The sequence below is a fragment of the uncultured Salinicola sp. genome (genome assembly GCF_937921195.1).
GTDB lineage: Bacteria > Pseudomonadota > Gammaproteobacteria > Pseudomonadales > Halomonadaceae > Salinicola.
In genome coordinates this window covers 37,033-49,127 of the sequence record NZ_CALFQK010000175.1, presented here as the reverse complement: position 1 = coordinate 49,127, position 12,095 = coordinate 37,033, and the positions used below count along the sequence as shown (strand labels likewise).

The 12,095-nt window shown below is 60.6% G+C and carries 11 protein-coding genes; 5 read left to right on the top strand and 6 right to left on the bottom strand.

From position 1 onward, the window contains the following. Positions 1-75 precede the first annotated feature (75 nt). The gene (locus Q0602_RS21360; RefSeq protein ID WP_298847851.1) at positions 76-672 is read right to left on the bottom strand and encodes a phosphatase PAP2 family protein; all 597 of its coding nucleotides are present in this window, start codon (positions 670-672) and stop codon (positions 76-78) included. 627 nt (positions 673-1,299) lie between these two features. Between Q0602_RS21360 and Q0602_RS21355 the strand changes: the two genes are divergently transcribed. The 5 genes from Q0602_RS21355 (at position 1,300) to Q0602_RS21335 (ending at position 7,263) form a co-directional block, all read left to right on the top strand. Continuing rightward, a complete protein-coding gene (locus Q0602_RS21355; protein ID WP_298847849.1) occupies positions 1,300-2,667 on the top strand; it encodes an MmgE/PrpD family protein in 1,368 nt (455 codons plus the stop codon). Between the two features lie 647 nt (positions 2,668-3,314). Then, positions 3,315-3,764 carry a tripartite tricarboxylate transporter TctB family protein gene (locus tag Q0602_RS21350; RefSeq protein ID WP_298847847.1) on the top strand — a complete coding sequence of 150 codons (450 nt, stop codon included), beginning with the start codon at positions 3,315-3,317 and terminating at the stop codon, positions 3,762-3,764. Between the two features lie 9 nt (positions 3,765-3,773). Beyond that, positions 3,774-5,282, top strand: a complete 1,509-nt coding sequence (locus Q0602_RS21345; protein ID WP_298847845.1) for a tripartite tricarboxylate transporter permease — start codon at positions 3,774-3,776, stop codon at positions 5,280-5,282. A gap of 10 nt (positions 5,283-5,292) precedes the next feature. Then, positions 5,293-6,246, top strand: a complete 954-nt coding sequence (locus Q0602_RS21340; protein ID WP_298847843.1) for a tripartite tricarboxylate transporter substrate binding protein — start codon at positions 5,293-5,295, stop codon at positions 6,244-6,246. A 75-nt stretch (positions 6,247-6,321) separates the two neighbouring features. Beyond that, positions 6,322-7,263: a LysR family transcriptional regulator gene (locus tag Q0602_RS21335; protein WP_298847841.1), complete on the top strand. Its 942-nt coding sequence runs from the start codon at positions 6,322-6,324 to the stop codon at positions 7,261-7,263. On the opposite strand, the gene Q0602_RS21330 is transcribed toward Q0602_RS21335, so the two are convergent. The 5 genes from Q0602_RS21330 to Q0602_RS21310 form a co-directional block, all read right to left on the bottom strand. Further along, on the bottom strand, positions 7,218-8,360 hold the full coding sequence (locus tag Q0602_RS21330; protein ID WP_298847839.1) for an N-acetylmuramoyl-L-alanine amidase: 1,143 nt from the start codon (positions 8,358-8,360) through the stop codon (positions 7,218-7,220). The genes Q0602_RS21335 and Q0602_RS21330 overlap by 46 nt on opposite strands. A 115-nt stretch (positions 8,361-8,475) precedes the next feature. Continuing rightward, a complete protein-coding gene (locus tag Q0602_RS21325; protein WP_298847837.1) occupies positions 8,476-9,342 on the bottom strand; it encodes a metal ABC transporter permease in 867 nt (288 codons plus the stop codon). Then, positions 9,339-10,241, bottom strand: a complete 903-nt coding sequence (sitC, locus tag Q0602_RS21320) for an iron/manganese ABC transporter permease subunit SitC (RefSeq protein ID WP_298847894.1) — start codon at positions 10,239-10,241, stop codon at positions 9,339-9,341. Before sitC ends, Q0602_RS21325 begins: the two co-directional genes overlap by 4 nt. Next, positions 10,241-11,161: a manganese/iron ABC transporter ATP-binding protein gene (locus Q0602_RS21315; RefSeq protein WP_298847835.1), complete on the bottom strand. Its 921-nt coding sequence runs from the start codon at positions 11,159-11,161 to the stop codon at positions 10,241-10,243. The genes sitC and Q0602_RS21315 overlap by 1 nt, the downstream gene beginning before the upstream one ends. Beyond that, on the bottom strand, positions 11,158-12,045 hold the full coding sequence (locus Q0602_RS21310) for a metal ABC transporter substrate-binding protein (protein WP_298847833.1): 888 nt from the start codon (positions 12,043-12,045) through the stop codon (positions 11,158-11,160). Before Q0602_RS21310 ends, Q0602_RS21315 begins: the two co-directional genes overlap by 4 nt. Positions 12,046-12,095 lie beyond the last annotated feature (50 nt).

The window sequence follows — 12,095 nt, the reverse complement described above, 5'->3', positions numbered from 1 at the left end:
CAGGGGGAACCACCTAGCGCATTGAGTTGGCATCGCTCGAGTCCGTGCAGGGACATGGCCTGGCGATATATCGGCTCAGTGGGCCAGCCAGCCGCGACTGATCAGGGGAGCGAAAAGGCGCCGATACAGGCCACGCGATAGGCCATGGAGCGTCGGCATGTAGAAGCGCTCGGTGATGGCCAACAGACTGGCAACGAAGGCCGACACGACGATGGCGCCGAGCATGTCCAGGGGAAAGTGAACGCCGAGGTAGACCCGGGCCCAGGCGATACCCATCCCCAGACCGGCGGAGAGATAGCCGAGCGGACGCCACTCACGGGATAACAGTAGCGTGATTGCCAGTGTCGAAATTACGGTCATATGATCGCTGGGAAACGAGCTATTCGCGGCGTGATCCAGGTAGGTATGGCCGACGGGGATGGCGAAAGGTCGAGGGTGATCCCACAGTAAGGTGACGACCTCGTTGACCGACAGGGCGGCGAGGCATCCTAACAATGCCTTCAACGCCAGGCGCTGGCGGTCGGGATCTCGATGCAACCAGCCGAGAATCATCAGTAGCGGCACGAGATAGATAGCGTAGATGGCCAGGGCATAGGCTAGTGACAGCGTCAGATGCGAAGCGTGCGAAGGGGCATTGAGCCAGGCGAAGAGACGTAAGTTGAAAGATTCCATGGTCCGGTACGATAGCGTTTGAATAAAGCCGCTCATGCTACAGACGCACGGGAAGGCGATTCACAGGAATTGGTAACGACACTGTCATTTTTTACTCGCCAACACGCGCAGGCGTCTGCCGACGGCGACGCTTTGCCAGTGTCATTTCCGCCACACCGGATTACGCCGGGAGCTCGCCAACAGAAATCGCTGTGTGAGACTAAAGTCTAATTCTGATGTCTGCCGTAACCACTTTCAAACCCCACCGTAAAAATCCTTTTTGTCCATAGACTTAAGATTGCTTTTTGATAGCTATCCATTTTCTTTGGAGCCCATCGAGAAAAAGCGATTTGTGACGCCGCGATCGGCCGTGACACCTTTCCAAGCCATGACACATGCGGCGCAGGGCATGACACTGGGCAGCGAAGAATCACGGCGATTCCCCATCTTTCTGTCCAGTGCCGCAACGTCGACCTGACAATGCCGGCAGGGGCCGTGACTTCCCCGTCCAAGTAGTCGACATCTCGCGTCCTGTATTGCGCCTGTAGCTGATAGCGCCGCCAATCCTTGCTGCGCCTTTTCTAGTGGCCGTACCAGACGATACGGCGCTATTGGTCCTGACTTCCGACATTCGAGACAGCCCTACCCATGACTTTATCCCAGCAATTGGCGGCACGAATCGTGGCGTTGACCTACGATGATCTTCCGGTGACCGCCATCGACAATGCCAAGACGGCGATTCTCGACACGCTAGGCTGCGCGCTTGCCGGTGCCAGGGAACATGCGGTGGGCACCTTGATGGCGACGCCCGGGATGGCAACCTCTGGCGAGTGTTCGCTAATGGGCCGGAGCGAACGCCTCGATCTATTGAGTGCCGCGCTGATCAATGGGTGTGCCGCGCATGCGCTCGACTTCGACGACGTCAATACTGCCATGGGCGGGCATCCGTCCGCGCCTCTACTGGCTGGGTTATTACCGTTGGCCGAGGAACTCGATAGCAACGGGAAGGCGCTACTGCTCTCCTTCATCGCGGGATTCGAGACCGAAACGCGACTGGCGCGGGCGGTCAATTTCCATCATTACGATCTCGGCTGGCATCCGACCGCCACGCTGGGCGTATTTGGTGCCGCTGCCGCCTGCGCCAAGCTTCTGAAACTGAGCGCGAATCATACTGCGACAGCACTCAGTATCTGCGTGAGTCTCGCCAGCGGTATCAAAGCCAACTTTGGCACCATGACCAAACCTTTCCACGTGGGGCATGCCGCGCGTCATGGTGTGTTGGCAGCACTGATGGCACGTCAGGGCTTCTCTGCGAGCCTGGATGCCTTCGAACATCGTCAGGGCTTCTTCAATGTCTTCAACGGCGAGGGCAATTACCAAGCCGATCGCGCACTCGAGAACTGGGCCGCTCCGCTTGATATCGTCACGCCGGGAATCGGTATCAAGCTCTACCCGTGCTGCGACAGCACCCACGCCAGCATCGATGCCGTGCGATTGCTCCAGGGCGAGCAGGCGTTCGATGTCGCAGATATCGAACGCGTCGTGGTAACAATTCATCCGCTGCGTCTGACCCACGTCGATCGTCCCGTACTGCGCAGTGCGACCGACGCCAAGTTCAGCGTCCAATACTGTATTGCGCGGACATTGCTGAATGGGCGAATTGATTTCGATAGTTTTACTCAGCAGGCCTATAAGAACGAGGCAGCAAAGTCGCTGATGGCCAAGGTCGAAACGCGCCCTCATGCCCACAACGCGCCGACCCCCGAAGGCAACTATCTCACTGAGCTTTGCATCGTGCTGCGAGATGGGTCGCAGCGGTTCAAGCGGCTGGAGCGCCCGTTGGGACGCCACGCCGAAGAGCCCGCTCCGCCAGCCATGATTCGGGCTAAGTTCGATCGCTGCGCGGCGTATGTCCTATCGTCTGAAGCTGGATCTCGACTGCACGATGCCGTCATGGGGTTGGAGACGCTGACGCGCGTGAGCGAGTTGACGGCGCTGGCCCGTTCTACCGAATGACCGATCAGGTCCGTCACGTGGGTGGCCACCGTACCCACTCGGTCAGGTGTGTCATGCGCTGGATCAATGGATCCTGTAGGCCGTTGGGACCACGATGAGGGTGGCGCTGACGCTCGTCGGCGTGGTTGCTCCGTGTGCACGACGGTAGTTCAGCCCCTCGCGCTCAGCTCTAGTCTTTAAACGCCCCATCGTCTCTTTTGGCTATATCCTCGGCTGCGCACTGCCGTTTGTGGGCCATGTGCGCGGCCAATTCCCACGCGGTGTCATCCATGCTGCTGTCGGCTCGACGACGATGATGTCGTGAGACGGAGCACACTGCTGGCATCAAGTCGGCACTCTGTCCTCATCCCGAAATCAAGACGATTGCCACGACATGACACGGGTTTTTTGGCCTGCGCCGAGGCTATCGGCGTAGGTAATATGGCCGGTAGAAAGCTTTAACTTTAGTCTAAGGGTGGCTCTACATACCACCTTCTGCTTAAGCTTTAATAATTTTTAAGTTTTTAATTTAAAATAAAAAATAAAGGTCTTCCCGGTTGGTGAGAGCCAGGTATAGCGCAATGCTATGGGTCTGGCAAAAAAACGCATTCGTGGCGCTCCGGCTTTTTCCCTAGCGTGACTCCCGAGACTACAGAGGGGAGAGGTACATGAAAGCCATATCCAAGGGGTTAATGCCAACGGCCGGTATCTGCATCGCACTGATCGTGACATCTACCTCCTTCATCGTCATGGGTACGGGAATTCCATTGGAATCGGCGATGTTTCCATTGACCGTTCTCGGCGTCGTGGGTGTTTTGAGTGTCGTGCTGCTCGCGCAGTCCTGCCTGCAGGGTCGGCAGTGCGAGGCTGGGGAGGGGCATCCCGAAAGCCTGGGCAAGGTCTTACTCGGCTTGCTCTGCGTGCTGATCTACCTGGTGGCCGTTGCCAAACTTGGCTTCTATGTCTCCACCTTCCTGATGATTCCGCTGATGAGCGCGGCATTCGGCTATCGCCGATGGGAGCGCAGCCTGTTCGGCTCAGCGCTGTTCACGGTGATGCTCTATTTGCTGTTCGACATGGCCATGGGCAGAAGCTTGCCCCATGGCTGGCTGATGTGAGGCTCGCCCATGTTTGAAGCACTCTGGCACTCCCTACCCGATATTCTTAGCGTCAGCAGTCTGCTGGCCGTTGCGGTCGGCGTCGTCGCCGGCATTTTCCTTGGCGCATTACCGGGATTGAGCGCAACGCTCGGCATCTCTGTATTGCTCCCCTTCACTTTCGGCATGAGCCCGCAGGTCGCGCTGGGCATGATGGCGGGTATCTACAATGGCTCGATGTACGGTGGCGCCATTCCCGCCATCCTGTTGCGTATCCCTGGCACGCCAGCGGCCGTGGCAACCACCTTCGATGGCTACCCGATGGCGCAGCAGGGCCACGCCAACAAGGCGCTGCGCGTGGCGCTTGTCTCCTCTGCCATCGGTGGTCTGGCCAGCGGGTTGGCGCTGATGTTGCTGGCACCGCCGCTGGGCAGTGTGACGCTCATGTTCGGGCCGACCGAGATTTTTTGGGTCTCCGTATTCGGCATTCTGAGCATCGCGTTATTGATCAAGGGTAACGCGGTGAAAGGGTTGATCAGCGCAGGTATCGGTATCTTCGTCGCCACGGTGGGGATCGACCCGGTGAGTGCCAATGAGCGCTTTACCTTCGGCTCGCTTTATCTCGATGACGGCATCAGCGTGATTGTGCTCCTGATTGGGCTGTACGCGATGCCACCTGTCATCGACACCTTGGTCAATCCGCAGAGCGGTGAAGAGAGCCACGCCAAAGAGGTGGGCGACGAGGGTTTCTTCAAGTCCTTGGTATCGATGCTCGGCTACTGGAAAACCTGGTTACGGGCGTCTCTGATCGGCATCGCGGTAGGCATCCTGCCTGGGGCTGGCGGATCCTTCGGGACATTTATCAGTTATAACGAAGCCAAGCGAAGTGCGCGCAACTCGGAAGAGTGGGGCAAGGGGGAGCCAGAGGGCGTCGCCGCCGCCGAGACCTGCAACAACGCCGATACCGCGGCTTCGATGATTCCGGCACTGACCCTGGGCATCCCCGGCACCTCGGTGGCTGCTGTCATGCTGGGGGGATTTCTCATCCATGGACTGCAGCCTGGCCCCAACCTGTTCCGAGAGCACCCTGACGAGGTGTTCGGTTTCATGTGGCAGTTCCTGATTGCGTCGGTGATGTTGCTATTTCTGGGTGGGTCCGTGGCGACCCGACTCTTCTCCAAGGTGCTCTATCTGCCGAGACCGCTGCTGGGCAGCATCATCCTCTCGCTGATGGTGGTCGGCGCCTACTCAATCCACGAAACCCTGTTCGACGTCTTTCTGATGTTCGGTTTCGGGGTATTCGGTTACGTACTCGAGAAGCTCAAATTCCCGATGGCGCCCATTGTGCTTGGCGTCATCCTGGGCGGGTTCATGGAATACAACTTCCGTATTTCGATGCTGATGAGCGGCAACGACCCCGCCGTGCTGTGGAGTTCGGCTCCATCGATCGTGCTCATTGCGATGATCGTGATGCTGATCGTCTTGACCTGTTTCAAGCAACGTCTGTCGTCGCTGATCGGTAAAAGACTAACCAACTAGGAGAGGCACCATGTTGAATGACTGGAACAAGATGACATTGATAGCGGGCTTGGTGGCGTTGATGCCGCTGGCGGCTCAGGCCGACTTTCCGGACAAGGACATTACCGTCGTGGTCGGCTACGGCCCTGGTGGTGGTACCGACATCACCGCGCGTGTGGTCGGGCGCTATCTCGAGAAGTACTTGGATGGCGATGCCAGCGTGGTGGTCAAGAACGTCAAAGGGGCGGGTGGCGTCATCGCGCTGACGCAGGTATCCAGAGCCGACCCTGATGGCTACACGGTGGGAACCTTCAACGTGCCCGCATCGATTGGACGGATGGTCGACCGCAAAGTGAGCTACGACCTCGATAGCTTCGAATTTCTTTCCAGCGTCACCTCGGATCCCAACACGCTGATTACTCAGCGCGATGATGACATCGCCTCGCTGGATGATCTCAAGCAGGCATGCGCCGGTGGCGGCCGGTTGACGCTGGGCCTGGCAGGATACGGCGGTGAAGACCATTTTGCCGCCAATCAGGTCGAGAGTGCCCTGGGCTGTCACTTTACCTACGTACCGCTGGGCGGCGACGGCTCTGCGCGGACGGCATTGATGGGCGGGCATGTCGACCTTGCAGTCGTCAACGTCAGCGCAGCCTACAATTATCAGGATTCCGTGAATTTCCTGGGTGTGATGGATGAATCCCGCTCGGAGTACCTGCACGACGTGCCGACCTTCAAGGAGCAGGGTTACGATATCGATATGGCCTCGACTCGGGGGTACGTGCTGCCCAAGGGAACGCCGACGGCGATCGTCGATCAGTACAATGAAGCCTTCGCACAGATGTTCGAGGATCCCGAGTTTCTCGAGGACATGAGCCGAGAGGCCGTACCAGCTGCCTATCTCGACGCCGATGCTTGGAAGGCGCTGGTCGAGCAGCAGCATCAGGCTGTCCTTGAACTCTGGAACAGCGATCCCTGGAAGTGAGGGAAAACTCAGACATTGGGTAGCCGACCAGGTACTTCCGCACTACCGAAAGTGTCTTCATCGTCAGGAGTCGGCATGAAAGCCAGTATCCGCAGCCTCGAGGTGTTTCGTTCGGTGATGCACACCGGTTCGATCAGCAAGACGGCCATCGAACTGAACGTATCGCAGCCCACCGCCAGCGGCATCGTCAAGAGGCTGGAGGAGAAGGTCGGCATGCCTCTGTTCTATCGCACCAGCTTCGGTCTCTCGCCGACGCCGGAGGCGGTACAGTTGCTGCCCGAAGTGGAACGTATTTTCGGCCACTTCGACCATATGCAGACCAAAATCGACAACATAGCCCGAGGCGGCGACGCCTTTCTGGCGGTGCAGTCGATCTCATCGATGTCGAAGCACTTCGTGGCGCCGACGATCCCTCGATTCATGGCTGCCTATCCAAGAGCGCGGGTCTCCTTCCATGCCGGACAATCCTCTCAGGTGATCGGCAATATCGAGGTCGGCTCGTTCGACGTCGGTTTCATCTATGGCACCAAGGTCAACGAGACGCTCGAGGTCATTCCTCTGGAACAGATCCAGTATCGGTGCATCGTTCGCCGAGACAGTCGACTGGCCAGGAAGGTGGTGGTGGATGTCGACGATCTAGCGGATGAGATTCTGATCCTCAACCGCAGCGGTACCTACTTGCGACATGCCGTCGAGCGCGCGCTGCAACGGCAGGGTTCGCATTTGGAGCCTCAGATCGAAGCCGGGACCATGCAAGCCTATGATCTGATCAGTCAAGGCGTCGGCGTGGGCATTCTCGACGCCTCGCTGATCACCGAGGGACACTATGCCGATCTGATCTCTCTGCCTACGACCCTCGATATTCGTGTGCAGGCATCGCTTATCTATAACAAGAACGTTTCGCTGTCGTTCTTCGCCCGGCAGTACATCGACATGGTAGTCGATCGGTTTACTTCGAACACCAACGACACTCAGCCCGGTATCGGGTTGGCCTCGAAGAAATCGGCCACGCTCTGATGCAGTGCCTCCGCGAGTTCCTGCTGGTGGGCGCTGCGCAGTAGCCGGCGGCAGTCCTGTCGATTGGACATGAAGCCCGTCTCGACCAGCATCGAGGGAATGTCCGGCGACTTGAGCACGGCGAAAGCCGCCTTGTTGACGCGATCGTTGTGCAGCGCGGTCACGCTGCCAAGGTGGTTCAACGTCGTCCTGGCCAGTTTTTGGCTGGCGACGTCAGTGCCGCGCATCGACAGGTCGATGAGCACCGACTGCACGTCGGGATCGTCCGAATAGATCTCGCTGTCCCGGGTCGAGGCGTAGCGGTCGGAGCTGTTCTGGCTCTCGGCCAGCCACCGGGCCGTGGCCGAACTGGCTCCGTGTTCCGAGAGAATATAGACGGAGGCGCCTGCGGCCTTGGTGGTCGGTGCGGCGTCGGCGTGTATCGAGATGAACAGGTCGGCGTGGTGATTCCGCGCCATCAATACACGTTGGTGCAGTGGGATGAAGATATCGCTGTCCCGTGTCAGCGATGGCTCGAACCTGGGATCCGTGTCCAGGCGCCCCTTGAGATAGTCGGCGACCCCCATGGTGACATATTTCTCGTAATGATCGTCGGCGCTGACGCAGCCTGGATCCTTGCCGCCATGGCCGGCGTCGATCTCGATGATCGCCTTGCGCGGCTGGTTGCGGGACTGCGCCTCGGCCGTCACCGCGGCCATCAGCGGGTCGGGATCGTTGATACTGACGATCAGTTGCGAGCGATTGGCGCCCAACTGGCGGATATGCGTCTTCGGTTGCTTGAGCGTCTTCAGGTCGAGCACGATGCGAATGCCGCCCGCCCGTTGGCCGGTCCGTACATCCTCGACGATGCCGGCATGCTGGTGAAGGGCGCTGGAGGGTGCCACCCGCGTGACCTGAGGCAGGTCGATGACGACGCGCGGTGGATGATCCAGCGTAAATACGTTGTGTTCGTTGCTGCCCTCCAGTTCGATGACGAAGCTGGCGCTCTCTTCGTCCTTGGACAGCGTGAAGGGGATTAGCGGGTTGCCGGCCAGCGCCCGGGTACTGGGGAGCAAACAGGTGGCCAAAAGCGTGGTGATGAAGCGCCTTCTGTCCATGGTGAATATCCGTAAACATGATAAGGAAAAAAGTTACCACGCATACGTTATAACATAACCAAATTTGTCGGTGACACCGGCCGTCGACGAGACATCCCAGGGCGACGACCGTTGCTCAGCGCCTCGCTGCCGGGAAGGCGTCGTCCTGGGCACGTTCTTGCCGCGCCGTGCGCCTTGTCGAGATGACGAAGGCCACACCGAACGCGATCGAGAACAGCAGCACGATGGTCGGGGCCGGGGCGCTGTCGAGGAAGAACGAGAGGTAGACGCCGAAAAAGGCGATGAGCGCCGACAGGGCAACGGATAGCAGCAGCATGGTGCTGAAGCGCCGGGTCAGCAGAAAGGCGATGGCGCCGGGCGCGATCAGCAGCGCAATGGCCAGGATGATCCCCGCCCCTTTCAGGGCGCCGACGATGGTCAGCGAGATCAGGCAGAGCAGGCCGTAGTGCAGAAGGCCGGTTCGCAGACCCACCGCCCGGGCCTGGGTCGGGTCGAAGGCGTGGAGCAGGAAGTCCTTCCACTTGAGACCGATGACGCCGACGGTGACAAGGGCGATCAGCGCCGATTCGCCGATATCACGCCAGGCCACGCCAAGGATGTCGCCGAACAGGATGTGATCGAGATGCACCGTCGACTGGATCTTGACGTAGAGCACCAGGCCGACGCCGAACATGCCGGAGTAGACGATCCCCATCACCGTGTCCTGCTTGATCCGGCTGTTCTCCTTGAGGAATCCGGTCGCGATGGCGCAGAACATGCCGGCGATGAAAGCGCCGATGGCGTAGGGGATGCCGACGATATAGGCGATCACCACGCCCGGGAAGACGGCGTGGGAGATGGCATCCCCCATCAGCGACCAGCCCTTTAACACCAGGAAGCAGGAGAGCAGGGCCATCGGCACGGTGACCAGCACGGCGATGACCATGGCGTTGACCATGAAGCCGAACTGGAACGGCATCAGCAGTGTGTCCAGCCAGCTCATGATCGCGACTCCGCCGCTTCGGCCACTGGCGTCCGCGCCAGCGACGCGGCGGCCCGGCGTCTCGCCGCCAGCATCCCGTGCTTGGGGGCGAACACGAACGCCATGAGGAAGATCAGCGTCTGCAGCACCACGATGATGCCGCCGGTGGCGCCGTCGAGGAAATAGCTGGCGTAGGCGCCGAGGAAGCTGGTCAGCGAGCCGATCGTCACCGCGATGATCAGCAGACGCGGGAAGCGATCGCTCAGCAGATAGGCCGTCGCGCCCGGGGTGACGACCATGCAGATCACCAGAAAGGCGCCCACCGTCTGCAGCGCCGCGACGGTCGATGCCGCCAGTAGCGTGAAGAACAGGATCTTGAGCGCGGTGGGGTTGAGGCCGATCGAGCGGGCATGGTTCTCGTCGAAGAACGTCACCATCAGGTCCTTCCACTTGGCCAGCAGGACGATCAGCGATATCACGCCGATCGCCGCCAGCTGCAGGGTGTCGGCGGGCGTGATCGCCAGGACGTTGCCCAGCACGATGGTCTGGATATCCACCGACGTCGGCGACAGCGAGACCATGAACAGCCCCAGGCCGAAGAACGAGGTGAAGATCAGGCCGATGATGACATCTTCTTTCAACTTGCTGCGCTGGTTGAGGAACAGCATCGCCGCCGAGGCGAGTCCGCCGGCAAAGAAGGCGCCGAGCGAGAACGGCAGCCCCAGCATGTAGGCCCCGGCGACGCCGGGCACGATCGAATGGGAGAGCGCATCGCCGATCAACGACCAGCCCTTGAGCATCAGATAGCAGGAGAGGAAGGCGCAGACGCAGCCCACCAGCGCCGATACCCACATGGCGTTACGCATGTAGCCATACCCGAAGGGCTCGGATAAATAGGCGAGTGGCAGGAGGAGATCCATCAACGGGAGCCTCCCTTTCCTGGACCGCGGTGGCGCCGCGCGGCGATGCCGTTCTGCAGCACCAGCGGCCGCTCGTCGTCGGTGAAGACACCCACGGCATGGGGTGGCGCGCCGGCCGAGTGGGACTGGTCGAGCACGAAGTGACGCAGCACGCCGCCGAACGCCAGCTCCAGATTGTGCTGGGTGAAGGTCTCGTCGGTGGGGCCGGACGCCAGTATCGTGCCCTTGATCAGTACGGTACGGTCGCAGAACTCCGGCACCGAGCCGAGATTGTGGGTCGAGACCAGCATGACCCGCCCCTCGGCGCGCAGTTCGCGCAGCAGGGCGATGATCTGCTCCTCGGTCTTGACGTCGACACCGGTGAACGGCTCGTCGAGCAGGATCACCCGACTATCCTGGGCCAGGGCGCGGGCCAGGAAAATACGCTTCTTCTGGCCGCCGGAGAGTTCGCCGATCTGGCGCCGGCGGAACTCGCTCATGCCGACCCGCTCCAGCGCGGCGGCGACCGCCTCGTGGTCGGCCCGCCTGGGGATGCGCAGCATGCCCATATGGCCGTAGCGCCCCATCATCACCACGTCCTCGACCAGTACCGGGAAGTTCCAGTCCACCTCCTCGGATTGCGGTACATAGGCGATCAGGTTGCGCTTGAGCGCGGTTTTGGCCGGCAGGTCCAGCACCCGGATGTCGCCCTGGGCCAGACGCACGAACCCCATGATCGCCTTGAACAGCGTCGACTTGCCGGAACCGTTGACGCCTACCAGCGCGGTGATCGTGCCGGTGGGGATCTCGAAGCTGGTGTCGCGAAGCGCCGTGTGTCCATTGCGGTAGGTCACGGTGGCGCCAGTGACGGAGATGCCGCCCCCACGCTGTCGGGAGGCGGTCGCTGTGGCCGGCTGCTCGGGCGCTCCGGGTTCGATCACTGGCTGGTTCCCTCGGTGAGACCGTCGGCGATGGTGCGGGACGTGACCTCGAGAAGATTGGTATAGGTCGGGACCGGGCCGTCCGGGCCGCTCAGCGAGTCGACGTAGAGCACGCCACTGTAGAGCGCGCCTGTCTCGCGGGCGACCTGTTGGGCCGGCTTGGCGGAGACGGTGCTCTCGCTGAAGACCGCGGGAATATCATGCTCGCGAACGCTGTCGATCACGTGGCGAACCTGTTGCGGCGTGCCCTGCTGGTCGGCATTGATCGGCCACAGGTAGAGCTCGCGCAGCCCGAAATCCCGTGCCAGATAGGAGAAGGCCCCTTCGCTCGTCACCAGCCAGCGATCCTCCTCGGGGATCTGCGCCAGCGAATCGCGGATGGGCGCAACGGCGGCTTCGATCTCTAGCTTGTAGCGTTCGGCGTTGTTGCGGTAAGTCTCGGCGTTGTCCGGATCGTACTTGATGAAGGCGTCGCGGATATTGTCGACGTAGATCAGCGCGTTGCTCGGCGACATCCAGGCGTGGGGGTTGGGTTTGCCGTCATACGGGCCGGAGGTGATGCCGATGGGCTCGACGCCCTCGGAGGCGATCACGCTGGGCACGCTGTCCAGATGCTGGAAGAACTTCTCGAACCAGCGCTCCAGGTCGAGGCCATTCCAGATGATCAGGTCGGCACCCTGGGCGCGCATGATGTCACCCGGCGTCGGCGAGTAGTTGTGGATCTCCGCGCCCGGCTTGGTGATCGACTCCACCGTGGCAGCATCGCCGGCCACGTTCTGGGCCATGTCCGCGATCACCGTGAAGGTGGTCACGGCCTTGAACTTCTGCTGCGCGGCTTCATTCGCGCCGGCGGGCAGGGCAAGCGCCAACATTGCGATGGCCATCAAGCACATCAGGGGCGAACGTCGACAGACAATCCCGGGCATGAGCGGCT